Annotated in this window: 26 protein-coding genes and 1 tRNA gene; 10 read left to right on the top strand and 17 right to left on the bottom strand. The window is 64.7% G+C overall.

The window, feature by feature from the left end; translation table 11 throughout:
* The first annotated feature begins 61 nt into the window (after positions 1-61).
* The 6 genes from fdhE to Q8L25_RS15070 all read left to right on the top strand — a co-directional run bounded on the left by fdhE (position 62) and on the right by Q8L25_RS15070 (position 5,267).
* Positions 62-1,108: a formate dehydrogenase accessory protein FdhE gene (gene fdhE / locus Q8L25_RS15045; protein ID WP_308925577.1), complete on the top strand. Its 1,047-nt coding sequence runs from the start codon at positions 62-64 to the stop codon at positions 1,106-1,108.
* Positions 1,105-2,514 (top strand): L-seryl-tRNA(Sec) selenium transferase, encoded by a 1,410-nt coding sequence (gene selA, locus Q8L25_RS15050; RefSeq protein ID WP_308925578.1) that lies wholly within the window; start codon positions 1,105-1,107, stop codon positions 2,512-2,514. Before fdhE ends, selA begins: the two co-directional genes overlap by 4 nt.
* Positions 2,511-4,466 carry a selenocysteine-specific translation elongation factor gene (selB, locus tag Q8L25_RS15055; protein WP_308925579.1) on the top strand — a complete coding sequence of 652 codons (1,956 nt, stop codon included), beginning with the start codon at positions 2,511-2,513 and terminating at the stop codon, positions 4,464-4,466. The genes selA and selB overlap by 4 nt, the downstream gene beginning before the upstream one ends.
* 12 nt (positions 4,467-4,478) lie before the next feature.
* Positions 4,479-4,574, top strand: a tRNA-Sec gene (locus Q8L25_RS15060).
* A 116-nt stretch (positions 4,575-4,690) separates the two neighbouring features.
* A complete protein-coding gene (locus tag Q8L25_RS15065; RefSeq protein WP_308925580.1) occupies positions 4,691-4,978 on the top strand; it encodes a hypothetical protein in 288 nt (95 codons plus the stop codon).
* Positions 4,917-5,267, top strand: coding sequence for a type II toxin-antitoxin system RelE/ParE family toxin (locus tag Q8L25_RS15070; RefSeq protein ID WP_374694277.1), 351 nt, complete (start codon positions 4,917-4,919; stop codon positions 5,265-5,267). Before Q8L25_RS15065 ends, Q8L25_RS15070 begins: the two co-directional genes overlap by 62 nt.
* A gap of 33 nt (positions 5,268-5,300) precedes the next feature.
* Here the strand turns inward: Q8L25_RS15070 and Q8L25_RS15075 are convergent, their stop codons facing one another.
* The 8 genes from Q8L25_RS15075 to deoC form a co-directional block, all read right to left on the bottom strand.
* Positions 5,301-6,329 (bottom strand): ABC transporter permease, encoded by a 1,029-nt coding sequence (locus Q8L25_RS15075; RefSeq protein ID WP_308925730.1) that lies wholly within the window; start codon positions 6,327-6,329, stop codon positions 5,301-5,303.
* A gap of 11 nt (positions 6,330-6,340) precedes the next feature.
* The gene (locus Q8L25_RS15080; RefSeq protein WP_308925581.1) at positions 6,341-7,906 is read right to left on the bottom strand and encodes a sugar ABC transporter ATP-binding protein; all 1,566 of its coding nucleotides are present in this window, start codon (positions 7,904-7,906) and stop codon (positions 6,341-6,343) included.
* Between the two features lie 79 nt (positions 7,907-7,985).
* Entirely contained in the window at positions 7,986-8,996 is a 1,011-nt protein-coding gene (locus Q8L25_RS15085; RefSeq protein WP_065307723.1) for a substrate-binding domain-containing protein, read from the bottom strand.
* A gap of 221 nt (positions 8,997-9,217) precedes the next feature.
* Positions 9,218-10,207, bottom strand: coding sequence for an ABC transporter permease (locus Q8L25_RS15090; RefSeq protein ID WP_308925582.1), 990 nt, complete (start codon positions 10,205-10,207; stop codon positions 9,218-9,220).
* Positions 10,208-10,252: 45 nt separating this feature from the next.
* Positions 10,253-11,191, bottom strand: coding sequence for a ribokinase (gene rbsK, locus Q8L25_RS15095; RefSeq protein ID WP_308925583.1), 939 nt, complete (start codon positions 11,189-11,191; stop codon positions 10,253-10,255).
* 1 nt (position 11,192) lies between these two features.
* Entirely contained in the window at positions 11,193-11,645 is a 453-nt protein-coding gene (locus Q8L25_RS15100; protein WP_308925584.1) for an RbsD/FucU domain-containing protein, read from the bottom strand.
* Between the two features lie 178 nt (positions 11,646-11,823).
* The gene (locus Q8L25_RS15105; RefSeq protein WP_308925585.1) at positions 11,824-14,217 is read right to left on the bottom strand and encodes an aldehyde dehydrogenase family protein; all 2,394 of its coding nucleotides are present in this window, start codon (positions 14,215-14,217) and stop codon (positions 11,824-11,826) included.
* 5 nt (positions 14,218-14,222) lie between these two features.
* Positions 14,223-15,302: a deoxyribose-phosphate aldolase gene (deoC, locus tag Q8L25_RS15110; protein ID WP_308925586.1), complete on the bottom strand. Its 1,080-nt coding sequence runs from the start codon at positions 15,300-15,302 to the stop codon at positions 14,223-14,225.
* A 256-nt stretch (positions 15,303-15,558) separates the two neighbouring features.
* Here deoC and Q8L25_RS15115 point away from each other — a divergent pair, with 256 nt between their 5' ends.
* Entirely contained in the window at positions 15,559-16,341 is a 783-nt protein-coding gene (locus Q8L25_RS15115) for a DeoR/GlpR family DNA-binding transcription regulator (protein ID WP_308925587.1), read from the top strand.
* A gap of 125 nt (positions 16,342-16,466) precedes the next feature.
* On the top strand, positions 16,467-17,192 hold the full coding sequence (locus Q8L25_RS15120; protein WP_308925588.1) for a transporter substrate-binding domain-containing protein: 726 nt from the start codon (positions 16,467-16,469) through the stop codon (positions 17,190-17,192).
* Positions 17,193-17,205: 13 nt separating this feature from the next.
* Here the strand turns inward: Q8L25_RS15120 and Q8L25_RS15125 are convergent, their stop codons facing one another.
* The 7 genes from Q8L25_RS15125 to fur all read right to left on the bottom strand — a co-directional run bounded on the left by Q8L25_RS15125 (position 17,206) and on the right by fur (position 21,858).
* Complete coding sequence (locus Q8L25_RS15125; protein WP_308925589.1) at positions 17,206-17,931, bottom strand: GGDEF domain-containing protein; 726 nt, start codon at positions 17,929-17,931, stop codon at positions 17,206-17,208.
* A 15-nt stretch (positions 17,932-17,946) separates the two neighbouring features.
* Entirely contained in the window at positions 17,947-18,351 is a 405-nt protein-coding gene (locus Q8L25_RS15130; protein ID WP_374694278.1) for a DUF1987 domain-containing protein, read from the bottom strand.
* A gap of 22 nt (positions 18,352-18,373) precedes the next feature.
* Positions 18,374-18,931 carry a SiaB family protein kinase gene (locus Q8L25_RS15135; protein WP_308925590.1) on the bottom strand — a complete coding sequence of 186 codons (558 nt, stop codon included), beginning with the start codon at positions 18,929-18,931 and terminating at the stop codon, positions 18,374-18,376.
* A 55-nt stretch (positions 18,932-18,986) separates the two neighbouring features.
* Positions 18,987-20,201, bottom strand: a complete 1,215-nt coding sequence (locus Q8L25_RS15140; RefSeq protein WP_308925591.1) for a SpoIIE family protein phosphatase — start codon at positions 20,199-20,201, stop codon at positions 18,987-18,989.
* A gap of 178 nt (positions 20,202-20,379) precedes the next feature.
* Positions 20,380-20,961, bottom strand: coding sequence for an NAD(P)H-dependent oxidoreductase (locus tag Q8L25_RS15145; RefSeq protein WP_308925592.1), 582 nt, complete (start codon positions 20,959-20,961; stop codon positions 20,380-20,382).
* A gap of 59 nt (positions 20,962-21,020) precedes the next feature.
* Positions 21,021-21,368, bottom strand: a complete 348-nt coding sequence (locus Q8L25_RS15150; protein WP_308925593.1) for a MerR family transcriptional regulator — start codon at positions 21,366-21,368, stop codon at positions 21,021-21,023.
* A gap of 52 nt (positions 21,369-21,420) precedes the next feature.
* A complete protein-coding gene (fur, locus tag Q8L25_RS15155) occupies positions 21,421-21,858 on the bottom strand; it encodes a ferric iron uptake transcriptional regulator (RefSeq protein ID WP_308925594.1) in 438 nt (145 codons plus the stop codon).
* A gap of 247 nt (positions 21,859-22,105) precedes the next feature.
* Here fur and Q8L25_RS15160 point away from each other — a divergent pair, with 247 nt between their 5' ends.
* Positions 22,106-22,723 (top strand): OmpW family outer membrane protein, encoded by a 618-nt coding sequence (locus Q8L25_RS15160; RefSeq protein ID WP_308925732.1) that lies wholly within the window; start codon positions 22,106-22,108, stop codon positions 22,721-22,723.
* Positions 22,724-22,827: 104 nt separating this feature from the next.
* Positions 22,828-23,370 carry a gamma carbonic anhydrase family protein gene (locus Q8L25_RS15165; RefSeq protein WP_308925595.1) on the top strand — a complete coding sequence of 181 codons (543 nt, stop codon included), beginning with the start codon at positions 22,828-22,830 and terminating at the stop codon, positions 23,368-23,370.
* Between the two features lie 22 nt (positions 23,371-23,392).
* Here the strand turns inward: Q8L25_RS15165 and Q8L25_RS15170 are convergent, their stop codons facing one another.
* Positions 23,393-23,710, bottom strand: a complete 318-nt coding sequence (locus tag Q8L25_RS15170; protein WP_308925596.1) for a DUF3144 domain-containing protein — start codon at positions 23,708-23,710, stop codon at positions 23,393-23,395.
* Positions 23,711-23,779: 69 nt separating this feature from the next.
* Positions 23,780-24,307: a gluconokinase gene (locus Q8L25_RS15175; RefSeq protein WP_308925597.1), complete on the bottom strand. Its 528-nt coding sequence runs from the start codon at positions 24,305-24,307 to the stop codon at positions 23,780-23,782.
* Between the last annotated feature and the right edge of the window lies 1 nt (position 24,308).

Consider the following 24,308-nt stretch of genomic DNA (forward strand, 5'->3'; position numbering starts at 1 on the left):
ATACTTTACGGCATAGCCGCCATTCGCTGGCTCTGCCTTGCTTTTTTTGATGGGAACTCCATTGGTACAACGAATTCTTCAGCCAGGCGAAATCGAAGGCCTGGACCACAACGCGATTCCGCGCCTGCTGCTGCCGCAGCCCACCAGCCTGTTTACGGCGCGCGCCCTGCGCTTGCGCGAACTGGCGCAGGGAAACATCAAGGGCATACCGGTCGACGCCGGCATGCAGGGTTACCTGGTGCTGATGGCCGCGCTGGCCGATGCGCAGGCGGCGGTGGTGGCCAAACTGGCGCCCGACGCCGTGCCGGTGGCCGACGCCGATGCGCTGCGCCGCGCGGTCCAGCACCGCATGCCGGTGCTGCCCGTCAGCGGCGCCCGTCCGCCCGTCTGGCGCACGATCTTCCATGACCTGTTGACGGAACTGGCCGCCACGGCCGCATTGCAGCCGGCGCTGGCCACGGGCCTGACGCAAGTGCTGGCGCAGCTGCGCGCGCTGGACGACGCGGCGCTGGACGCCTGCGCCGATGCCGTGCTCGATGAAAACGGCGACAACCTGAACCCCATGCATGCGCCGTTTGTCGCCGCCGCGCTGCAGATCCTGTGGTCCAGTTCGGCCAGCCAGCTGCGCGCCGCGCGCGTGCCCGACCTGGAGACGGGCGCGCTGTGCCCCGTCTGCGGTTCGCATCCGGTCGCCAGCGTGATCCGCATCGGCGGCCAGTCGCAGGGCTACCGCTATCTGCACTGCGGCATCTGCGAAAGCGAATGGCATATGGTGCGCGTGAAATGCTCGACCTGCGAGCAGAACGGCAAGATCGCTTACCAGGGCCTGGACGCCAACGACGCGGCGCCATTCGATCCGGTCACGGCCAAGGACGACAAGCTGCCCAACAAGGCGAATGACCCGAAAAAAGTGGCGCGCGCGGAAACCTGCGACGACTGCCATACCTACCGCAAGGTCTTCAACCAGGAGCACGATTACAACGTCGAGCCGCTGGCCGACGACCTGGCCAGCCTGATGCTGGATCTGCTGGTGGGCGAGGCGGGCTACCAGCGCGCCAGCGGCAATCCGCTGCTGTGGCTCGGAAAAAGCGAGGGCCAGCAGTCATGACGACCGGGCAAACCGTGCGCCTGCCATCGGTCGACCGCATCCTGGGCGACACGGCTTGCCTGGAACTGATTGCGCAATACGGCCGCGTGCAGACGCTGGCCGTCGCGCGCGCCGTGCTGGCCGAATTGCGTGCCGCCATGCTGGCTGGCGCAGTCTGCGAAGAGGGGGCGACAATCGCCGCCATTGCCGCGCAGATGGCCGAACGGCTGCAGGCGCAATCGCGCTCGCAGCTGCGCGCCGTCTTCAACCTGACCGGCACCGTCCTGCACACGAACCTGGGCCGCGCCCTGCTGCCCGACGCGGCTGTGCAGGCCGTGGTGGAAGCGCTGCAGTGGCCGATGAACCTGGAATTCGACCTGGAGACGGGCAAGCGCGGCGACCGCGACGACCTGGTCGAGGAACTGCTGCGCGAACTGACGGGCGCCGAAGCGGCCACCATCGTCAACAACAATGCGGCCGCCGTGCTGCTGATGTTGAATACCCTGGCGCAGGGAAAAGAGGTCATCGTCTCGCGCGGCGAGCTGGTGGAAATCGGCGGCGCCTTCCGCATTCCCGACGTGATGACGCGCGCCGGCGCCGTGCTGCGCGAAGTGGGCAGCACCAATCGCACCCATCCCCACGATTACGCCAATGGCGTCAATGAAGACACGGCCTTGCTGATGAAGGTCCATTGCAGCAATTACGCGATCACCGGATTCACCAAAAGCGTGGAGCTCGACGAACTGGTGCCGCTGGCGGCCATGCACGCGCTTCCAACCGCCGTCGACCTGGGCAGCGGCACCCTGGTCGACCTGGCGCAATATGGCTTGCCGCATGAAACCACGGTGCGCGAAACGATAGAGGCGGGCGCCGACCTGGTCACCTTCAGCGGCGATAAATTGCTCGGTGGCCCGCAATGCGGCGTGATCGTCGGCCGTGCCGATTTGATCGCGAAGATCAAGCGCAATCCGTTAAAACGCGCGCTGCGCGTGGGGAAACTGACGCTGGCGGCTCTGGAACCCGTGCTGCAGCTGTACCGCGCGCCCGACCTGCTGGCCGAACGCCTGACCACGCTGCGTTTGCTGACGCGCCCTGCGGCCGCCATGTGCGCCCAGGCGGACACCCTGCTGCCGTTGCTGCAAGCCGTGCTGGGCTCCGCCTATGTGGTCGCGTCGGAAGCGATGAAAAGCCAGATCGGCAGCGGCGCCTTGCCGGTCGACCAGTTGCCCAGCTTCGGCCTGGCGATCCGCAGCGCGCCCGGTTCGCGCCTGAGCAATCCCCTGGGCACGCTGGAGCAGCGCCTGCGTGGCCTGCCTTGCCCCGTAATCGGGCGCATCGCGCAGGACACCCTGTGGCTGGACCTGCGCTGCCTGGAAGCGTCGCATCAGGCGGCATTCGTGGCGCAACTCGGTGAGCTGAGCGCATGATCGTCGGCACCGCAGGCCATATCGACCATGGCAAGACCACCCTCACGCGCGCGCTGACGGGGGTGCACACGGATCGCCTGAAGGAAGAGCAGGCGCGCGGTATCTCGATTGAACTCGGCTACGCCTATCTGCCGCTGGCGGACGGCACGGTGCTGGGCGTGATCGACGTGCCGGGCCACGAAAAATTCATTCGCACCATGGCCTCTGGTATCACCGGCATCGACTTCGCGCTGCTGGTGGTGGCGGCCGACGATGGCGTGATGCCGCAAACGCGCGAGCACCTGGCGATTCTGCAGCTGCTGGGCGTGACGCGCGGCGCCGTGGCACTGACCAAGATCGACCGCGTTGATGCGGCCCGCATCGCGCAGGTGGAGCGTGAGATCACCGCGCTGCTGGCGGCCACGCCGCTGGCCGGCAGCCCGTTGTTTCCCACTGCCGCCAGCGTTGACAACGATCCCGGCGTGGCGGCGCTGCTGGCGCACCTGGCGCAGGTGGCGCGCAGCCTGCCGCAGCGCGATGAACGGCGTCTGTTCCGCCTGGGCGTGGATCGCGTGTTTACCTTGTCGGGGCAGGGCACGGTGATTACCGGCACGGCGCTGGCAGGCACGGCGACAGTGGGCGACACCCTGCAGCTGGCGCCAGCAGGCTTGGAGACGCGCGTGCGCAGCATCCATGCGCAGAACCGCGCGGCTGACGCCGGCGTGGCGGGCCAGCGCCTGGCGCTGAACCTGGCCGGCATCGGCCGCGACGCCATCGAGCGCGGCAGCTGGATCGTCGCGCCCGAGCTGGCCCAGTGTTCCGAGCGCATCGACGTGGAACTGAGCCTGCTGCCCGACAGCGGCGTGCACCTGAAAGCCTGGTCGCCGCTGCATGTGCACCTGGGCGCGGCGCACCAGCTGGCGCGCGCCGTGGTGCTCGATGGCGATACCTTGTCACCCGGCCAGACGGCCCGCGTGCAGCTGGTGTTCGAGGCACCCATGCATGCCGTGCCCGGCGACCGTTTCGTGGTGCGCAATGCGCAGGCCACGCAGACGGTGGGCGGTGGCATGGTGCTCGACCCGTTCGGGCCCGCGCGCAAGCGGCGCAGCCCGGCCCGGCTGGCCTGGCTCGACGCGCTGACTGCCTTTGTCGCGCATGGCAACTACGCGTCGCTGCTGGGGCAAAGCCCGCTGGGGCTGAGGGAGTCCCTGCTGGTGCGGCTGTCGCTGCTGCCTGCCGCCGTGATCGCCCTGCCGGACGACACCCGCCGCATCGCCCTGCGCGGCGGCGACGCCCTGCTGCTGGCGCCGCAAGCGCTGGCGGCATTGGACGAGCGCGTGCTGGCGGCCCTGGCGACCTTCCATGCGCGCGCCCCCGATGAGGCGGGACCGGAACTGTGGCGCCTGAAACGCATCGTCGACGCCGAGATGGAAGACGCCTTGTGGAGTTTCCTGGTCGACGGCTTGCTGGCCGGCGGCGCCGTCATGGCGCGCGGCGCGCACCTGCACCTGCCCGATCATAGCGTCGAGCTGACGACGGCAGAGCAGGCCATGGCCGAGCCGATGCTGGCGGCGCTGGAGCAGGGCCGTTTCGAGCCGCCATGGACACGCGATTTGTCGCGTACATTCGGCGTGGAAGAAGAGGCAACGCGCAGGCTGTTGCGCAAACTGGCCAAGGCGGGCCAGATCAACCAGGTGGTGCACGACCTGTTCTATCATCCGGCCGCACTGGCCGAGCTGGCGCTGCTGGTGCGCCAGCTGGCGCAACAGGCGGAAGCGCAAGGAGGCTTGCCGGAAGGGTCAGGATCCGTGGGCGCCGCCACCTTCCGCGACGCCAGCGGCCTGGGCCGCAAGCGGGCGATCCAGGTCTTGGAATATTTCGACCGGGTCGGTTATACTCGACGGGTTGGCAATGGGCATCTATTACGCCCGAACGCGCAGTGGTCTTATGCCACCGCTCCAGCCAGCAATTAGTACCAGCACCGCGGAAAGCACACTCATCCGGTGATGTGGCCGGGCTTCAAACCCGGTGGAGGGCGTCAGACGTTCTCCCGTAGGTTCGACTCCTACTGTTTTCCGCCATTCATTTGATTCGATCATCGTACACGGTGCAGTTTGCATCATGCATGGCGTCAGCTTGCGGATGCCACCTGTTGTGCTACTCTGTAATGACGTTGTAACACATCAGGAACATGACCATGAGCGAAGCAACCTTTACTTTCCGGGTCGATGAGAGCCTGAAAGAACAATTCACCACAGCCGCCAAGGGCCGCGACCGTACCGGGGCCCAGCTACTGCGCGACTTCATGCGTGACTTTGTTCGGCAGCAGCAGGAAGCGGCAGAACACGACGCCTGGTTCCGTCGCCAGGTGCAGGGCGGCCTGGACTCGGCCAATTCCGGAGACCTCATCCCGGCTGCCGAGGTTGAAGCCAGGTTCGCTGCCAGGCGCGCCGCCACACGTCGCCGGCTGGGAGCGACCGAGTGATGGAGTTGTCTGGACGCCAGAGGCGATCCAGGACCGCAGCGACATCTACGACCACATCGAAGCCGACAACCCGGCCGCCGCGCTCGCCCTCGATGAGCTGTTTGCGGAAAAGGCGGGCCGTCTGGCCGATCATCCAGGCCTGGGCAAACCTGGCCGTGTAGCGGGTACCCGTGAGCTGGTAGCGCACCAGAATTACATCCTTGTCTATGACACTTCCGGCGGCTTGATAAGGATACTGCGTGTGCTGCATGCCGCCCGCCAGTGGCCACCTTCCCGCGTTGGCACTTGATCTCTCTTGCTTGCCACGGTTTGCCCAGCAGCTTTACGACGACCGCTTGCTCGCAAACACCGCCCCCGCCAGCACGATAAAGGTACCGACAATCACCTTCTGCCAGGTGCTCGGCACGCCGGCCAGGATCAGCACGTTGTTGATCAGGGTGACCAGCAGCACGCCCAGCAAAGTGCCGCTGACGCTGCCGCTGCCGCCCGTGATGCGCGCGCCGCCGAGGATCACGGCGGCGATCACGTCGAGCTCCATGCCGACCAGGTCGAACGGGTTGGCCAGGCGCGTGCTCGACACATGCACGATACCCGCCAGGCCGGCCAGGAAGCCCGCGTAGCCGAACACGAACAGGTGCACGGTGCGCAGCTTGTAGCCCAGGCGTTCGGCGATCGGCAGGCTGCCGCCGATGGCGTACACGGCGCGGCCCATCAGGGTGCGGTTCAGCAGCCACCAGGTCAGGCCGGCGGCAGCGACCAGCACCAGCACGGTGGCCGGCAGCACCGCGTGCACGCCGGTGGCCGTGTCGTGGCGCCAGACGGCCAGCTTGCCAAAGGCATCCATCGAATGGGGCACGTTCATGAAGAACACGGTGCCGATAAAGGTCAGCAGAATGCCGCGGTACAGGTACTGCGTGCCGATGGTGACGATCAGCGACGGGGCTTTCAGCCAGTCGACCAGCAGGCCGTTGAGCACGCCCAGCAGCGTACCGCCGGCGGCGCCGGCGACCAGGATCACCACCATGCTGGTTTCGGGGAACTGCGTCATCACCAGCTTGGTGATGCCGTACATGGTCAGCGCCGCGATGGCCGCGAACGACACGTCGATGCCGCCGGCGGCCAGCACGATCATCACGCCCAGCGCGAACAGGCCCAGCACCGTACAGGCGCGCACGATGTCGAACACCATCGCCAGCTGGAAGAACTCGGGATTGATCGCGCCCACCACCAGACAGACGGCGACGATCAGGGCCAGGGTGAACAGCTGCGGATGGCGCGCCAGGCGCTGGCGCAGCGTGATTTTCGGTGCGCCCAGGTCGGCTGCCGCCAGGGTCACGCTGCTGTTTTTCATGGTTGTGGTATTCATGCTGCCACCTTGCTGTCGGAAATAAGGGCGTGGTACAGGGTTTCTTCGGCCAGGCCGTCGGCGTCGAAGGTATTGGCGATCTGGCCCTTGCGCATCATCAGGATGCGGTCGCAGTTCTGCAGCAGCTCGGGCAGGTCGTCGCTGACCAGCACCACCGCCAGGCCGTCTTCGGCCAAACGCTGGATGATGCGGTAGATGATGTCCTTCGAGCCGACATCGACGCCGACCGTCGGGCCGTGCAAAATCAGCACGCGCGGATGGATCGCCAGCCAGCGGCCGATCAGCACGCGCTGCTGGTTGCCGCCCGACAGCGACTGCACCGGGCGGTCGACGTCGGGCGTGGCGATCTGCAGGTCCTTCACGGTGGCCAGCGCCAGCGCCTGCGCGCGGCCGGCGTCGAGCGCGCCGAAGCGGCTGCGCAAGGTATTCAAGACCGTGGTGATGATGTTTTCGCGGATCGATTTGTCGAGGAACAGGCCTTCGCTCAAACGGTCTTCCGGCACATAGCCGATGCGGTGGGCGATCGCGTCGCCCGGATTGCGCAAGGTGACCTCTTTGCCGTCGAGGAAAATCGATCCGCTGTCCGCGCCCTGCACACCGACCAGGGCCAGCGCCAGTTCATTGCGGCCCGAATCGAGCAGGCCCGTGATGCCGAGGATTTCGCCCTTGTGCAGGGTCAGGTCGACGCCGGAAAAATAGCCGCGCCGGCCCAGGCCCCGCACGCGCAGCAGTTCGCCTTCGCCATCGACATGCAGGCGGCTGCTGCGGTAACGGCCGCCATCGAGCTGCTTGCCCGTCATGGCGTGCGTCAGTTCGGCCTTGGTGAAGTTGGCGATCGGCCCTTGCACGACTTTGGCGCCGTCGCGGAAGACGATGGCCTGGCCGCCGATGGCGTAGCATTCATCGAGCTTGTGGCTGACGAACAGCACCGCCACGCCTTGTGCGCGCAAGCCTTCGATGACGGATACCAGGTTGTCGACTTCCTTTTGCGTCAGCGAGGTGGTCGGTTCATCCATGATCACCATCTTGGCGCTGGTGGCCACCGCGCGCGCGATCGCCAGCAGCTGGCGCGTGGCGATCGGCAGTTCATCCGCGCGGGTGGAAAGGAAATGGGGATCGGACGGCAGGCCGACGGCGGCCAGCGCGCGTGCGGCGGTGGCGTCGACGGCGCGGCGGTCGAAGCGGCGCGCCAGGCGGCCATTGCCGGCCACCAGCTGCTCGCTCAGGGCCACGTTTTCGGCCACGCTCATGTTCGGCAGCAGCGACAGATCCTGGTACACGGTCTCGATGCCGAGCGCCAGCGACTGCAGCGGCGTCAGCGCCTCATGCGGCTGGCCATTGATGGTGATGCGCCCTTCGCTGGGAGGATGGGCGCCGGAGATGATCTTGATCAGGGTGCTCTTGCCGCAGCCGTTTTCGCCCAGCAAGTGATAAATTTCGCCGGCTTCGATGGTCAGATCGACGCCGCGCAGCGCATGCACGCCGGCATAGCGCTTGTGGATGCCTTCGAGCTGCAAAAATGTCTTCGACGTGGCCGCCGGAATTGGGGTGGTACTGGTCATGAATCGATTCTTTCTGCGATAGGCGTTGCCAGCATCGGCCTGGCACGCAGGGTGCCAGGCCGATGGTCAGGGCGCCGTTTTAGAATGCGTATTTCTTGTAGTTGGATTTATCCACTTCCACCCAGGCCTTGCCGGTGACGATAATGCCCACGCCAGGACCTTTTTTCACGGTGACCGCGTTATAGCCCGGTACGCCCATGTCCATGCCGTTGGTGATGGTCTTGCCCTGCACCAGCATCAGCGCCGCCTTGTTCATCATGATGCCGGCGTCTTTCGGATCCCAGAAGGCGATGCCGCCGACCGCACCCGATTCCAGGAACTTGGCCGCTTCGCTTGGCAGGCCGGTACCGTACACGCAGATCTTGCCGGTCAGGCCAGCTTCTTCGATGGCGCGGCCGATGCCCAGCACGTCCAGCGAGGACGAACCCTGGAAGCCCTTGATGTCCGGATGCTTGCGCAGGATTTCCTTCGCCTTGCCGTAGGCTTTCTCGGCGTCGTTGGCGGTTTCGTTCTTGGCGTCGACCAGGGTCATCTTCGGATACTTCTTGGCATTGTTGGCGCCGCCGTCGGCCCATTGCACCTGCGACTGGCTGCCCAGGGAGCCCAGCAGGGACGACCATTTGCCGGTCTTGCCCATGCACTCGGCCAGGCGCTCGTTCAGGCGCGCGCCGTAGGCCGTGTTGTCGAACGCTTCGATGTCGACCAGGGTGTTCTTCTGGTTGTCCGCTTCATGCGTGACGACCTTGATGCCGCGGTCCAGTGCGCGTTTGAGCACCGGTTCCAGGGTCAGCGGGTCCATCGAGACGACGGCGATCGCATCGACCTTTTTCGCCACCAGGTCTTCCACCAGGCGTTGCTGCTGGGCGGCGTCGGACTGGGCCGGGCCGATCTGACGCGCATTGACCACGCCCACATTGGCGGCGCCGAATTCCTTGACGCCCACTTCCATGCGGTTGAACCAGCTCATGCCGGTGATTTTGACGACGGTGACGATATCGACCGGCTTTTTATTCTGTGCGTGCAGCACGCCGGCAACGGACAGGGTGCCCAGGGCGATGATGGCGGCGGCGCATTTTGTTTTCGTAAGCATGTTGTCTCCAAACCCTCGTTATTTATGCGTTGAACCAGGAGGGGACTGGGTCAGCGTCGCGCAAAGTGTTCCGAGTTCGAAATTCGTTGAATGAAGATGTCGAGAATCACTCCGATACTGCGTCACAAATGCGCGCCAGGCACCAGCCTGGCTGTGCTTTGTTCCTTGTCTCAAAGCGATTTCGACACATTCAATCATCAACAAATTTCTAACCCTGAACACTAGCGCCTTGAGAAAAAACGGTAATCGGCGAGATTGATGCGGGCCGAAGCCAGGAAGCACAGCAGCAGCAGGCCCCATGCACAATCGCGGAAGAAGTTCGAGATATCGAGCAGGTTGAAGGTGCTCGACAGCAGTTGCAGGGCGGTGGCCGAGAAGAACAGGCACACCATGCGGCCATAGCCGCCTTGCGGACGCACGCCGGCCATCACCGCCACCAGGATGGCGATCAGCAGGTAGGAGCTGCCGTAGTCGGCCTTCACGCTGGCGGTGCGCGCGGCGATGATCACGCCGGCCAGGCTGGCCAGCACGCCGCATAGCGCGTAGGTGGTGACCAGCATGCGCGTGCCGGGAATGCCGGCGTAGCGCGCGGCCTTGGCGTTGGTGCCCAATAAAAACAGGCGGATGCCGAAAGGGCTGTAGCGCAGCAGCCAGCCGATCGCCAGCAGCACCACCATGAAGATGATGAAGGGGATCGGTACGCCGAACAGGTTTTCATTGCCGATCATCGACATCGGCTCGGCACTGGCCAGGCGTACGCTGGAACCCTTGCTCAAGACCACGGCGGCACCGGTGAAGATCAGCTGCGTGCCCAGGGTGCACAGGATGGGCGTCAGGCCCACGCCGGCGATCAGCCAGCCGTTGAGCAGGCCGCCGAGCAGGCCCGTGACCAGCGCGACCAGCACGAACATGCCCGTATAGCCCCACGGCGTGGCGTCCGCGTCGACCAGCAGCGGCACCACGGTGGCGGCCACCACGCCGGCCAGGTTGGCCATGCCGAGACCGGACAAATCGATGCCGCCGTTCCCGGCGATCATGGCCAGCGAGACGCCGATGGCCAAGAGGGCCAGCTCGGGCAGCTGGCTGGCCATCGACTGGAAGTTGTACACGTCGAGGAAGTCGCCATGCGACAGCACGGTCGCGGCAACCAGGATCAGGACGTTAATGCCCACCAAAAAATTCAGCTGTGGGTCGGAAAACTGGCGCTTCATGGCGACTCCAAAAGGTGTTCAGAAAACGAAAACTCGGCGTGAAAATCAGGCCTTTGCCAGCAGCGCAACGACATCGGCGCGCTGCGGCATCGACGGCGCCGTGCCGGCGCGCGTGACCGAAATGGCGGCCAGCGCCGCGGCGAAGCGGGCAGCTTCCTTCGGCGTGGCGCCTTCGGCCAGCGCGGCCGCAAAGCCGCCATTGAAGGCGTCGCCGGCGCCGGTCGTTTCCAGCACGGGACCGGCGTTGAATGGCGCGATCAGGACCGATTCGGTGGCGCTGTGCAGCAGGGCGCCTTGCGAACCGAGCGTGATCAGGGCGCAGCCGACGCCACGCGCCAGGAAGGCATCGCCGGCGGCGCGCGCTTCGTCCAGGTTCGTCACGGGCAGGCCGGTCAGGATCGCGGCTTCGTGTTCGTTCGGGGTGATGAAGTCGCACAGCGGATAGACGGCGTCGTCAAACGGCAGCGCGGGGGCGGGATTGAAGACGGTGAGAGTGCCGGCGGCGCGGGCGATCTGCAGGCCGCGCAGGGCGGCATCGGCCGGTTGTTCGAGCTGGGTCACAAACACGCGCGCGGCGGCGATATCGTCTGCCGCCGCGTCCACATCGGCCACGCCGATCAGGCTGGCCGCACCGGATACCACGATGATGGCGTTGTCACCGTTCTTCTCGTTCAGATAGATAAAGGCGGCGCCGGTCGGATGCGTGTCGACCTGTTTCACGCGCGGCGTGATGCCGTCGCCGCGCCACAGGGCCAGCGCATTGTCGCCGAACGAGTCGCGCCCGAGGGTGCTGATAAAGGTGACGTCGGCGCCGGCGCGTGCGGCGGCGACGGCCTGGTTCGAGCCCTTGCCGCCGGGGCCCATGGCAAAGCCGGAGCCGGCGATGGTCTGGCCCACGTCGGGCATATGGGCGGCGCGGAACGCCAGGTCGGCGACATAGATGCCGAGGATGGCGACGCCACGCTTGTCATGAACGGCGCTCATCTTATGCCTCCGGGGCGATCACGCCCTTTTTGAACACGAAGCAGCCGTAGAAGCGGCGCTCGCCGGTGGCGATCACGCAGTAGGCGGTGCGCGCCACGTCGTAGAAGGCAAAGCGCTCGATCGAGCCCATGATGCGCTCGCGCCCTTCGGCATGATTGATTTCCAGCTGGACTTCCTGCTGCACCGGCAGCACGTTGTCAGGCTCGCCGACCACTTCCATGCGGTGGGCTGCCACCTCGACGGCGGTGTCGAGCGCCATTACGGACAAGATGGCGCGCGCGGCCTCTTTGGTGCCGACGCCGTCGATGCGCAGCACCTTGCCCAGCACCGTCTGGCGGGCCACCGAATCGGCGGGGAAATTGGCGTCGCACAGGACCAGTTCATCACCGTGGCCCATGGCGCGCAAGGCTTGCAGCACGTCCGCATTCAACAGCGGGTCGATATTCTTTAACATCTTGTCTCCAGATTGTTATTCAATTTTTTTGCAGTGGTCAGGCCAGGTTGCCACTCTTTGGTGGCTAGTCTGGCGCTGCGGTTACAGTTTGCGGTGGTGTCGTTGGCTTCGGTGGTGGTGTCGGATTACGCGCCGATGGCGCTAATCCGACCTACGCCGACCGGCGCCGATACGAGCATTACTCTCCGTAAGGCACCCACACATTCTTGATCTGCGTGGCGTGGCGCAGCCATACCGGGCTTTCGGCCGAGAGGGCGTCGTTCCAGTCGGTAGCCAGGCCGTAGTCGACCAGGGTGCGTTTCAGGTTGCCCGTCGACAGGCGCTCGGTGGTGGCCGACAGGGCCGCGTCGCCAAACGTCCAGACGGCGTCGACATCGTCGTGCTCGGCCAGGGTCGGCAGCAGGGTCGCGGCCGCGCCGGTGACGATATTGATCACGCCGCCCGGCAGGTCCGAGGTTTCCAGCACCTGGTAGAAATCGGTGGCGATCAGCGCATGGCGCGAACTCGGCACGATCACCACGCGGTTGCCCATCGCCAGCAATGGCGCGACCAGGCTGACAAAGGCCAGCAATGGCGACTCGTCCGGGCAGACCACGCCCACCACGCCGATCGGTTCGACCATGGCCAGTGCCACGCCGCGCATCGGCGGCACGTGCACCGCGCCTTCGTATTTGTCGGCCCAGGCGCCATACGCGAACAGGCGGCTGATCGATTGCTCGACTTCGTTGCTGGCCGCGTCCGCGCTGACGCCGGTCAGTTCGACCAGGCGCGCGGCAAATTCTTCGGCGCGTGCCGACAGGTTCTCGGCCAGGTAATACAAGGCTTGCGCGCGGCGGTGCGGCGTGGTGGCCGACCACGATGCGGCGGCGTGGGCGGCGGCGACGGCGTTGCGGATATCCTTGCGGTTACCCAGGCCCACTTCGCCGGCCAGCTTGCCGTTGGCGCCGAACACGCCCAGGGATTGCTCGCCGTCGGAACGGGCCTGCTTGCCGCCGACGAACAGCTTGGCGGTGCGGTCGACCAGCGGCAAACGTGCCGCTGCGGCCACGCTGTCAACGATGGCGGCCACCGGTTTCACGGCTGCGCTGCGCGCCACGCGCCTGGCCCAGGCACGCGGCTTCAGGTATTCATAGCAGCCTTCGCGGCCGCCTTCACGGCCGAAGCCCGATTCGCGCACGCCGCCAAAACCGACGCCGGCGTCGAACAGGTTGGTCGAATTGATCCACACCACACCGGCCTTCAGGGCAGGGGCCACGGCCAGCGCCAGGCCGATGGTTTCGCTCCACACGCTGGCGGCCAGGCCGTAGCGCGAGTTGTTGGCGATCGTCAGTGCTTCATCGTGGGTGCGGAAGGTCATCGCGACCAGTACCGGTCCGAAGATCTCTTCGCTGGCCACGGTGCTGGCCGGATGCACATTGGTCAGCAGGGTAGGCGGGAAGTAGCTGCCGCCCACCGGCATCGAGATATCGGGCTGGTAGCAGGTGGCGCCTTCCTTGACGCCGATCTCGACCAGTTTGCGCACGCGTTCATGCTGCGACGGCGCGATCAGCGAGCCGATGTCGATGGTTTTATCCAGCGGCGTGCCGGCGCGCAGCTTGCCCATGCGGCGTTTCAGGCGCGCATAGAAGTCCTGCGCGATGCCTTCCTGTACCAGCAGGCGGGCGCCGGCGCAGCAGACCTGGCCCTGGTTGAACCAGATGGCGTCGACCACGCCTTCGATGGCGGCGTCGATATCGGCGTCGTCAAACACGATGAACGGCGACTTGCCGCCCAGTTCCAGGGTCAGCGACTTGCCGCTGCCGGCGGTTTTTTCGCGGATCAGACGGCCGACGTCGGTCGAGCCGGTAAACGCGATCTTGTTGACATCCGGGTGCGCCACGATGGCAGCGCCCGTGGCGCCGTCGCCGGTGACCACGTTCAGCACGCCGGCGGGCAGGCCCGCCTGGGCGGCCAGTTCGGCGAACAGCAGGGCCGACAATGGCGTGAATTCGGCCGGTTTGAGTACCACGGTATTGCCGAGCGCCAGCGCCGGGGCGATTTTCCACGCCAGCATCAGCAGCGGAAAGTTCCACGGCACGATCTGGCCGATCACGCCGACCGGCACCTGGTCGGCGAATTCGCGTTCCTGCAGTTGCGCCCAGCCGGCATGGTGATAGAAGTGGCGGGCCACCAGCGGCACGTCGATATCGCGCGTTTCGCGGATTGGCTTGCCGTTGTCGAGGGCTTCGACGACGGCGAACAGGCGGGCGTGGCGTTGCACCATGCGCGCCAGGGCGTACAGGTGGCGGGCGCGGGCATGGCCGCCGATGGCGAACCAGTTTTCCTGGGCGGCGCGCGCGGCGGCGACCGCAGAGTCCACGTCGGCTTGCGTGCCTTGCGCGATGCGCGCCAGCGGCTTGCCGGTGGCCGGTTCATTGGTATCGAACAGCGAGCCTGCGCTGGCGGCGGTGAATGCGCCATTGATGAAATGGCCGAAGCCGTCGCTGTGGCGCGCCAGCCAGGCGCGCGCGTCGGTGTCGCTTTCAGGGGCAGGGCCGTAGTCCATGGTGTCGAAGTAGTGTGAAACGCTCATATGAATTATCCGATCGCGTGGCGGTGGAAAGCCGAGTAACGGCCGGTAACGTGGTGTTCGAGCTGGCGTTCGATATCGGCCAGCAAGGAGGAGGCGCCGATGCGGAACAGGTCCGGCTCCAGCCACTCGCGTCCCAGTTCTTCCTTCATCAGGATCTGGTAGTTGAGGATGTCCTTGGCGGCGGAGACGCCGCCGGCCGGCTTGTAGCCCACCTTGTAGCCGGTACGCTCTTGGTAGTCGCGGATCATGCGCAGCATGATCAGGCTTACCAGCAGGGTGGCGTTGGTCGCTTCCTTGCCGGTCGAGGTCTTGATGAAATCGGCGCCGGCCATCATGCAGATCATCGAGGCCTTGGCCACGTTGCGCATGGTTTTCAGTTCGCCGGTGGCCAGGATGGCTTTCACGTGCGCGTCGCCGCAGGCTTCGCGGAAGTCGCGCATCTCGGCATACAGCGCTTTCCAGTTACCGGTCAGCACGTGTTCGCGGGTGATGACGATATCGATCTCGGAGGCGCCATCGCGCACCGACGCTTCGATTTCCTTCAGCTTCAGGTCGTGCGGTATCAGGCCGGCGGGGAAGCCGGTCGATACGGCGGGCACCGGAATGCCGCTGCCGTCCAGCGCTTCGACGGCGGTCGCCACGTAGCGGTGATACACGCAGATGGCGCCCGTGTGCAGCTGGCGGTCGCCAAAGCCGATCGCGTCGAGCAGGTCCTGGCGCACCGGCGTGATGGCCTTGGCGCACAGGCGCTTGACGCGTTCGGTGGTGTCGTCTCCGGACAGGGTGGTCAGGTCGATGCAGCTGATGGCTTTCAGCAGCCAGCCGGCCTGCGCGTCTTTCTTGACGGAGCGGCGGCCGGGCAGGGTGGCGATGCGGCGTTCGGCGGCCGACAGGTTGACGCGGATGTCGTCGAACCAGCTGCTGTCGAAAGGCACGCCGGGATTGCGCGCATGGCCGTGGGTGCCGGCCGGCACGATCGCTGGCGTACTGGCCGGGACGATCACTGGTGCCGCTGCAGCTTTGGCGGCTTCTGTGCGGGCGCCGGCTGCCGGAGCGACGCGCGGTGATTTGGAGGTAGTTGTCATGGTTGTGGCGACGCCGCGCAGTGGTGCACAGGCCGGTCCGATTGATGGTGGGCGGTGGGCATAGCTATTAATCTCCGTGAACGCACTGGGCGCGTTTCATTATTGTTACGGTGGTTGGGCGAACTGAACATAATTCGCGCCACAGATTTATGTTACGCCAATAACATTTAGTTGTGCAACCACTTTTTTCTAATAACATGAAGAATAGTTGCTGATACAATCCGCACTCACCGTGATGACGAACGAAAGTATTACCATGCGACAAACTGCAGGCGCCAAGGCGCGCCAACTGCGGCTGGAACGGATGCAGGCCCTGGTCAAGAGCTCGGGCCCCGCACTGTTGAGCCGGGTTGCCGAATTGCTGGGCGTGACCGAAATGACCATCCGCCGCGACCTGGCGGCATCCGACTGCGCGCTGTCCTGTCTCGGTGGATATGTTCTGGAAGCAACATTGCCGGCAGCGGGAGAAAAATATGTGCTGGCCGAAGAGCTGGACCAGCATACCGTGCGCAAGCGCCTGGCCTGCCAGCGCGCCGCCACCTTTGTCGAGGACGGCGACATGCTGTTCATCGACTGCGGCACCACGATGGTCCACTTCGCGTCAGCCTTGCCGGCCGATATCGCCCTGACCGTGGTGTGTTACTCCATGAACATTGCCGACATCCTCAGCAAGCGCCCCAACACGCAGCTGATCCTGCTCGGTGGCCTGTACCAGCCATCCTCGGCGACGTTTTATTCGGAAGAGGCGGTGCAGTACCTGGGCCGGCTGGGCGTCAACAAGGCCTTTATTTCGGCCGGCGGCGCCGACCCGGTGCGCGGCGTCAGCTGTTCCAATTTTCATGAGGTCGCCATCAAGCAGGCCGCCATTCGCAGCGCCAGCGAGCGTTTCCTGGTGGTCGACGAGAGCAAGCTGGGCAGGGTGCGTACGGCGTTTTTCAGTCCGCTCGACGTGTTTTCGAAAATCGTCGTCGGCGGCGAACCGGAGCCGGTGCTGCGCGGCCAGTTCCAGGGCTGGCCGCTGGAGATCGCGGCAGCGTAGACGGCTGGCAAAGCCGCGTTGTTTGTTTGCTACCATGCAAAAGAGATTCCATTACGTCAAGCTGGCGACAGTGTTACCATCAGGTCGATGGCGGGCATGGCGCCACGCAGCGCAAGAAGGCAAGCATGAAGCAACGATCAATCGCATGGCTGTTCGCCGCCGCATTCGCCGCCGCGCTGGCGCCCGGCATGGCGGCGGCGCAAATGCTGCGCATGGTCAGCGAATTCCTGCCGCCGTCGAGCATGATGGAAAATAATGTCGTCGTCGGCCGCGAAACGGCCAAGGTGCGCGACCTGCTGGCGCGCGCCGGCATCCCCTATACCATCGAATTGCTGCCCTGGAAGCGCGCCTATGCGCAAGCCTTGCGCGAGGCCGACACCTGTGTCTACTCCACCACCCGCACGCCCGAGCGCGAAGCGTTGTTTCGCTGGATCGGCCCGCTGAACGAGGCGGAATGGGTGTTGTACGGGCTGGCCAGCCGCCATTTCAGCTTGCGTAGCCTGGACGATGCGCGCGGCCTCGTGATCGGCACCGTGCTGGGCGATGCGCGCGATGAATATCTGCGTTTGCGCGGGCTGGAAGTGGCGCCCGTCACGCAGGAATGGCTCAATCCGCAAAAGCTGCTGCTGGGCCGCATTGACCTGTGGGCGGTCGGCATGGCGGTCGGCAGCCGGCCATTCGCCGGCAAGGAGTGGGAAGGGATGGTGGTGCCGCTCCTGACTTTCAACCGCGTGCAGACTTACCTTGCCTGCAACAGGCAACTGCCGGAAAGCCAATACGCCGCCATGCAGCGCGCCGTGACGGCCATGCGCCGCGACGGCGCCATGGCGCGCCACGATCTACTCAAGTAAGCCGCTCAATTCATCAATCCTGCCACACGCGCACGCAATTGCGGCCGTCGCGCTTGGCCTGGTACAGCGCCTGGTCGGCATGGCTGTAGGCGTTTTCAAAGGCGGTGCCGGCGCGGTTCCAGCTGACACCGACGCTGACGGTGACCGGGCGCGTGATGGGCGCCGCCTGGCGCCGGGCGGCGATGGCGTCGCAAATGCGCTGCGCCACCTGCTGCGCTTCCTCGCGCGAGGAGGTGGGCCAGACCACCGAAAATTCTTCGCCGCCGACCCTGCCGATCGGCGTGTCCTGTCCCAGCAGGTCCTGCAGGGAGTCGACCACGGCGCGGATCACGCCATCGCCGGCCGGGTGGCCGAAGTCGTCGTTAACTTGCTTGAACAGGTCGATGTCGAGCACGATCAGCGCCATGTCGCCTTGCGCCAGGCAGCTTGACGCCTGTTCGATCACGGCGCCGCGGTTGAGCGCGCCGGTCAGCGGATCGTGGGTGGCGCGGTATTCCAGCTGGCCGGCCAGCGCCTGCAGTTCACGGTTGAGCACATGCATGTCGCGTTCGGCGCGGTCGCTGCGGCGGATCAGGCGCCGCGTCTCGCGCATCAGGCGCTCGTAATGGACGATCAGCTCACCGAGCATGCGGCGCTGCTCGTCGCCGCTGGCGCCATCGTCGGCGTGCAGCTGGCGCGCGGCCGCCAGGGCCGCCGCCTCCTCGGTAAACAGATCGGGTTCCATACCCGAGCCGGACATCTGCGCGCCCATGTGCTAGCCGCCCACGGCGTGGTCGTGGAAGTCCAGCGCCGTGAAGTCCTGCTGCAGTTCCTGGCCGAATTCCAGGATGGTGTCGTCGTCTTCGTCGTGGTACCAGTTCAGGCGCACGCGGTTGCCGTCGATGGCCGCCTGGTTCAGGATGTCGAACAGGGTGAACAGCATCTTGGTGCTGGAGCTGTTGAAGTAGGCCAGCGAGACGTGCACGGTAATCTGCGCGTCGTGGCAGGTCTCGCAGTAGTTGCGCACGGCGGCGTTCAGCGGGCCGTAAAAGGCGGCCGCGTTTTCGGGATACGACTCACCCTTGATCGACAGGGTGTGCTGTTCGAAGCGGAAATCGATTTCGGGCGAACTCGGCGTCGCGGCGAGGAACAACGGTGGCAAAGGGGACGGTGATTGCATATGCTTTCCTGGGTCGGCTCTTTCAGATGATGGCTTTGATGCAGAAGATGGTGCTGCCCGGTTCCTGCGGGTCCTGGGCGAATTCGAATTCCAGCGGTTCGCTGGCGTCGCGCGCCAGGGTCAGGAAACCCAGGCCGGCACCCTTGCTGTCGGCCGGCGCTTCCTCGCGCAGGGCCTTCTTGTAGGCCAGGCGGATTTCTTCCATCGTCATCGTGTGCAGCGGTTCGAGCCGGCTGCGGATCTGCGCCACGTTTTCGGTCGAGACGGGATTGGCGCACAACAGGAAAAAGCTGTCGCCGCGGGTGCCGATGCAGAACGAGCCGCGCCGCATCTGCTGGTCCAGCTGGGCGTTCGGCGTCAGGCTGTCGGACGAATAATGCATGACGTTCTGCGACATTTCGATAAACGAGGAAAAGATGCGCCGGCGCGTCGGGCCGGCCGCGCCGGCCGTGTCCAGGCGCGCCTTGATGGTCTCGGAAATGGCGCTGACCACGTGCTGTGAAAAGTAGCCAGTGTAGAAAAAGATGATATTGCGCTTGCGCGCCACATCCCAAAACTCGTTGAATTCTTGATACAGCACGTCAGTGCTCCTGGAGGGTGATCGCTGCGTTGAGTGAAAGTGAAAGCGCCGCCGGCTACAGGCGGAAACAGAAAAAGGTCAGGTCGTCGCGCCGCGGCTGCGCGCCTTGCCACGCGCCGAAGTCGTGCAGCAGCGCCGCCGCCACCTCGCCGGCCGGCGCGGCGCGGCGCGCCAGCAGCTGCTCGCGCATGCGCCGCTTGCCGTAGGCGATGTCGCGCGCGCCGCCGATCTGGTCGAGCAGGCCGTCGGTGGTGAGGAACAGCAGGCTGCCCGGTGCCACCGCGAGCACGTGGTTTTGCCAGGCGTGGCCCACCGGCGTATCGACATAGCCGACGCCCATGCGCGCGCCGTCCAGGCATTGCACCTCGTCCTGGCCCGGCGCCACCAGGTATAGCGACTGTTTCGCGCCGGCGAAATGCAGTTCGCCGCTGGCCGCGTCGTAGCACAGGAACGCGCAATCCATGCCGTCGTTCGAACCGGCGCCATGGCTGCCATCCGGCGTGGCGTCGTCCTGGCCCAGCAAGGTCTTGATGGCGCGGCTGACGGCGCCGATCAGGGCGGCCGGATCATGCGGACCCAGGTCGCGCAGCGCCTGGCTCAGGGCCGAGGAAGCGATCAGGGTCATGAAGGCGCCCGGCACGCCGTGGCCGGTGCAGTCGGCCAGCGCCGCGAACCAGCCGCCCGCATGGCGTTCGAACAGGTAGAAGTCGCCACCGACGACGTCGCGCGGCTGCCATTCCAGGTGGGCGTCCGGCAGCGCCGCGCGCAGCTCGGCCGAGGACGAGCGCAGCAGGGCGCGCTGGATCACGCTGGCGTAATCGATGCTGTGCATGATCTGGCGGTTTTTTTCGGCCTGCAGGGTGGCCACCACGTTCATCAGTTGCAGGCCAAAGCCGACTCCGGCCAGCACGCCGTCTTCGGTGATGATGAAGCCGTCGGCCAGCGCCTTTTCGCCCGCCTCGACGGCGCGGAAGGTCAGGTCTTCGATGCTCATGGCGGCATCGACGATCAGCGGTTCCTTGTCCATGAAGGCGATGCAGCTCTTCTTGCCATACACCTCATGATAGAAGGGCTTGGACATCTGCGACATGAAGATATTGCGGCTGATCAGGCCGATCGGGCGGTCCTGTTCGGTCACGGGCAGGCTCATCATGTCGCGCCGTTCGGTGAACAGTTCGAGCACGGCGAAGTTGTTGGCGTCGGCCTGCACCGACTCGGTGGCGATGCACAGGTCGGCCGCAACGGAAGAGCGATAACGGGGAAGATGCAATCGAGAGGCGTTGAACTCCACGGGCGGCTACCTTTACATGACGATCGGCACCTGCTTGCCACGGCGGCAAGGCGGCTGGCAAAAAGGCAATGTCGACATGATAGCCGTCGAATATGACAAGATGATTACCAGCTTGCCAAACGCGTATGAAATATAGCTATATGGCAAGCCTTGTGGTTCAGGCCAGCCTGGCGGCCAGCGCGCTTGCCTGTGCCCGCCAGCGTGCGCGCTGCTGCTCTGTCGAGTTCAGGATGGGGCCGAAACTGGCCACTTTCACCGGCTTGATGCCGCAAAATTCCAGGGTCGTCTTGCGCAGTTGATGGATGCCCGGCATGCGGTACACCCAGCGGAAGTACCACGGCGGCGTATCCATCGTCACCAGCAGCTGGGCCGTGCGTCCCGTCAGCAGCTGCGCCGGGAAGGCCTTGCCGGGACGGTATTGGAAGGCATAGCCGGGCAGGAACACGCGGTCGACAAAGCCCTTCAGCAGGGCCGGCGCGCCGCCCCACCAGATCGGATAAACGAAGACCAGGTGCCCGGCCCAGCTGATTGCTTCCTGCGCGGCCAGCAGGTCCGCTTCCAGCGGCTGCACCTGGCGGTAGCCCTGGTGCAGGATGGGGTCAAAATCCAGCTGGCCCAGGCGCAGTTCGCGCACCTCGTGGCCGGCCGCCCGGGCGGTGTCGAGATAGGCGTCGGCCAGGGCGGCGCAGAAACTGTCGTTCGATGGGTGGCCGAGGATGACCAGGATACGTGTGCGCATGAGGGCGGCTTTCATGAAATGAGCAGTGCCCATCATGAGGCCTGCCCCTGGGGGCAGAGTCAAGCGCGCTGCAGGCAATCCTTGATTTCCCCATCGATGGCCTGCAAGCGCGCATCGAGTGCTTGCAGCCGGGCGATTTCTTCATGCAGTTGCAAGCGCTTGGCGGCGATATGCCGGCCCAGCGCGGCCCAGTCGGTGTCAATGCCGGCCAGGATGGGCAGCAGTTCGGCCAGCCGGAAGCCCAGCGCCTGCGCCTGGCGGATCAGGGTCACCTGCGCCAGGTCCTGCTGCGAGTAGCGGCGGTAGGCGCCGGCCCGCCGCACTTCACCCAGCAGGCCCAGCGCTTCGTAGTGGCGCAGGGCCTTGGGGGTGGCGCCCGTCAGGCGCGCCAGTTCTCCGATATACATGCGGCATCCTTTCAACGTTGCCGCATTGTATAGCCTGGCCGCGAGGCCGCCTTCAGGGCTTGCGTGGAGGAACTTTTTTTGCCGTGCAGTCGGCGCAGGTGCCGTACAGCGACAAGGCGTGCTCATGCAGCACGAAGCCGCGCTCGGTGGCAATTTCGTGCTGGCGCAATTCGATGCCCTCGTCGACGAATTCATCGACCTTGCCGCAGCCGGTGCAGACCAGGTGGTCATGGTGCTGGCCTTGGTTCAGTTCGAATACGGCATGGCCCGATTCGAAATGGCGGCGAAACAGAATGCCCGCTTCGGCAAATTGCATCAGCACCCGGTAGATGGTGGCTAGGCCCACATCGATCTTTTCAGCCAGCAAGAGTTTATAGACATCGTCCGCACTCAGGTGCTTGATTGTTCCTTCTTGAAACAGCTGCAGAATCCGCAGGCGCGGTATCGTTACTTTCAGCCCCGATTCACGCAGTTCCCTCAATATATCCATGTCTCCCATCCCTTATATGAACGCCAGGTAAGGGCATATTATATCGCAAATGATAATCATTACTATTCTCATTTGTTGAGTGCGCCGGCTTGACCTTACCTTGCGACGCATCATTTTTTTGACCTGTGCAAGGAAAACTGGGGCCATTTTCTGCCTTCCGGCACTATTTGATGTGGATCAAAGTTTTTGCTGCACCGCACTCTTAGACTTCGCTGCGTTACTTAACGACAAAAAAGAGGGAAACAGAATGAAAAAGTCCGCAACTAAAGCAGCAATCGTTTTGGCCGCCATCGGCGCATTCGCCGGCAACGCAATGGCACAGGAAAGCCCATGGCTGGTCCGCGCCCGTGTGGTGCAAATCGATACGGCCAACAAATCTGCTCCTGTTGGTGGCGTCGGTGCATCCGACCGTATTCACGTCAGCGACAAAACGATCCCTGAAATCGATATCTCGTATTTCTTTACCCCCAATATCGCTGCTGAACTGATCCTGACCTACCCGCAAAAACACGACGTCAAACTTGACGGCGCCAAGATCGGCACCTTCAAGCACTTGCCGCCGACCCTGTCGCTGCAATACCACTTCATGCCCGAGAAACAATTCAGCCCGTATGTGGGCGCCGGCGTGAACTACACCAATATCTCCGACGTGAAACTGCTGGGTGGCGCCGGCCGCCTGGAACACGACAGCTGGGGTTACTCGCTGCGAGCCGGTGTCGACTACAAACTCGACAAAAACTGGTCGCTGAACTTCGACGTCAAGAAAGTGCAGATCCAGAGCGACGTGTTCATCAGCGGCGCGAAAGTCAGCAAAGTCAAGGTTGATCCATATCTGTTCGGCGTTGGCGTGGGGTATCGTTTCTAAGCTTTACCGTCTCGTCACAATCCGGCTGCTATCAGCCGGATTTTTTTTGCCCGTTTTTTCTTGCCGCCGCATACAATTTACATTTGTGATCAAACGAGACCACCATGCCTTTGAGTTCCTACCTGAATACCCGCCCAGTTCTCGGTGAGCGCGTCTACCTGCACGACACGGCCCAGGTGATCGGCGATGTACGGATCGGCGACGACTGTTCGATCTGGTGCAACAGCGTGCTGCGCGGCGACGTCAACCGCATCGTGATCGGCGAGGGCAGCAATATCCAGGATTTTTCCATGGGCCATGTGTCGCATAAAAATGCCGCCAAGCCCGACGGCTCGCCCTTGACCATCGGCAAATACGTGACCATCGGCCACTCGGTGATCCTGCACGGCTGCACCATCGGCGACGAATGCCTGATCGGCATGGGCAGCATCGTGATGGATGACGTGGTGGTGGAGAAAAACGTGATGCTGGGCGCCGGCAGCCTGGTGTCGCCGGGCAAGGTGCTGGAAAGCGGCCACCTGTACGTGGGCCGGCCGGCCGTCAAGGTGCGCGCGTTGACCGAGGCCGAGATCGCCTACCTGGGCTACTCGGCCGAGCACTATGTGCGCGTGAAGAACAATTACCTGGCGGGCAGGGACGACGCCTGACGGCCGCCGTCCGCTGCCATCATCAAGCCTGCGGTGCTGCCGCAGGCTGCGTGTACTTGTCGAAGTTGGCGATATAGTCGTTGAAGTTATCGGTCAGCATGCGTTTATATTGTTCCGTGAAAAAGGCGACGGCGTCGTCTTTTTCCAGCTGCATCTTGCTGACATCGTTGGTCTTGCTGGCCACCAGGAAGGCGTTGAAGCGGGCTGCCGCGTACAGCAGCGAGGTCGCCACTTCGTTGGCCGGGCTGTGCATGCATTGCTCGTTGGCCAGGGCGATGGCCTGGTCGGCGCGTTCCCAGAACTCGGGGCCTGGCGTGGGTTTGGTGGTCGGTGCGTTCATGGAATTCCTTATCAAAGTGCGCGCCAGTCTACACAGGGCACCGGCCACTGTCCAGCCAGTTGCGCGGCCTCAGGCGGCCTGCGCGATCTGCTGCACCAGCGTGGCGAGCGGCTGGCGGATATCGAGCACCATGCCGGCCTCGTCTGCCTGCAGCGGCTGCAGCGTGGCCAGCTGGCTGTCGAGCAGGCTGGCCGGCATAAAGTGGCCGGGCCGGTCCCGCACGCGGCTTTCCAGCACCGTGCGCGGGCCGTGCAGATGGGCAAAGCGCAGGGTTGGATCGCCTTCGCGCAACAGGTCGCGATAGCGGCGCTTCAGCGCCGAACACGACACCACCAGGCCCAGGCCATTCTGGCGCGCCACGGCGATACGCTCGCGCAGGGCGGCCAGCCAGCCGGCGCGGTCTTCATCGCCGAGCGGCTGGCCGGCGGCCATTTTGGCCACATTGTCAGGCGGGTGCAGCGCGTCGCCCTCGATATATTCGATGTGCAGCTGGGCGGCCAGGCGGCTGCCGACGGCGCTCTTGCCGCAGCCCGAGACGCCCATCACGACCCAGCGCACGGCGGCGCCAGGGTGGCTGATTGCGGCAGAGACGGCCATC

Origin of the sequence: Janthinobacterium sp. J1-1, from assembly GCF_030944405.1 — a bacterium.
Taxonomy (GTDB): domain Bacteria; phylum Pseudomonadota; class Gammaproteobacteria; order Burkholderiales; family Burkholderiaceae_D; genus Janthinobacterium.

Excerpts from the sequence above, each read along its gene's own strand:
- Q8L25_RS15170 (WP_308925596.1), bottom strand. The coding sequence starts at position 23,710 with ATGAACGCACCGACCACCAAACCCACGCCAGGCCCCGAGTTCTGGGAA.
- Q8L25_RS15080 (WP_308925581.1), bottom strand. The coding sequence starts at position 7,906 with ATGACCAGTACCACCCCAATTCCGGCGGCCACGTCGAAGACATTTTTG.
- Q8L25_RS15090 (WP_308925582.1), bottom strand. The coding sequence starts at position 10,207 with ATGAAGCGCCAGTTTTCCGACCCACAGCTGAATTTTTTGGTGGGCATT.
- rbsK (WP_308925583.1), bottom strand. The coding sequence starts at position 11,191 with ATGAGCGCCGTTCATGACAAGCGTGGCGTCGCCATCCTCGGCATCTAT.
- deoC (WP_308925586.1), bottom strand. The coding sequence starts at position 15,302 with ATGACAACTACCTCCAAATCACCGCGCGTCGCTCCGGCAGCCGGCGCC.
- Q8L25_RS15145 (WP_308925592.1), bottom strand. The coding sequence starts at position 20,961 with ATGCGCACACGTATCCTGGTCATCCTCGGCCACCCATCGAACGACAGT.
- Q8L25_RS15115 (WP_308925587.1), top strand. The coding sequence starts at position 15,559 with ATGCGACAAACTGCAGGCGCCAAGGCGCGCCAACTGCGGCTGGAACGG.
- Q8L25_RS15120 (WP_308925588.1), top strand. The coding sequence starts at position 16,467 with ATGAAGCAACGATCAATCGCATGGCTGTTCGCCGCCGCATTCGCCGCC.
- Q8L25_RS15150 (WP_308925593.1), bottom strand. The coding sequence starts at position 21,368 with ATGTATATCGGAGAACTGGCGCGCCTGACGGGCGCCACCCCCAAGGCC.
- Q8L25_RS15075 (WP_308925730.1), bottom strand. The coding sequence starts at position 6,329 with ATGAAAAACAGCAGCGTGACCCTGGCGGCAGCCGACCTGGGCGCACCG.
- Q8L25_RS15130 (WP_374694278.1), bottom strand. The coding sequence starts at position 18,351 with ATGCAATCACCGTCCCCTTTGCCACCGTTGTTCCTCGCCGCGACGCCG.
- selB (WP_308925579.1), top strand. The coding sequence starts at position 2,511 with ATGATCGTCGGCACCGCAGGCCATATCGACCATGGCAAGACCACCCTC.
- fur (WP_308925594.1), bottom strand. The coding sequence starts at position 21,858 with ATGGATATATTGAGGGAACTGCGTGAATCGGGGCTGAAAGTAACGATA.
- Q8L25_RS15165 (WP_308925595.1), top strand. The coding sequence starts at position 22,828 with ATGCCTTTGAGTTCCTACCTGAATACCCGCCCAGTTCTCGGTGAGCGC.
- Q8L25_RS15105 (WP_308925585.1), bottom strand. The coding sequence starts at position 14,217 with ATGAGCGTTTCACACTACTTCGACACCATGGACTACGGCCCTGCCCCT.
- selA (WP_308925578.1), top strand. The coding sequence starts at position 1,105 with ATGACGACCGGGCAAACCGTGCGCCTGCCATCGGTCGACCGCATCCTG.
- Q8L25_RS15160 (WP_308925732.1), top strand. The coding sequence starts at position 22,106 with ATGAAAAAGTCCGCAACTAAAGCAGCAATCGTTTTGGCCGCCATCGGC.
- Q8L25_RS15100 (WP_308925584.1), bottom strand. The coding sequence starts at position 11,645 with ATGTTAAAGAATATCGACCCGCTGTTGAATGCGGACGTGCTGCAAGCC.
- Q8L25_RS15175 (WP_308925597.1), bottom strand. The coding sequence starts at position 24,307 with ATGGCCGTCTCTGCCGCAATCAGCCACCCTGGCGCCGCCGTGCGCTGG.
- Q8L25_RS15085 (WP_065307723.1), bottom strand. The coding sequence starts at position 8,996 with ATGCTTACGAAAACAAAATGCGCCGCCGCCATCATCGCCCTGGGCACC.
- Q8L25_RS15065 (WP_308925580.1), top strand. The coding sequence starts at position 4,691 with ATGAGCGAAGCAACCTTTACTTTCCGGGTCGATGAGAGCCTGAAAGAA.
- Q8L25_RS15125 (WP_308925589.1), bottom strand. The coding sequence starts at position 17,931 with ATGTCCGGCTCGGGTATGGAACCCGATCTGTTTACCGAGGAGGCGGCG.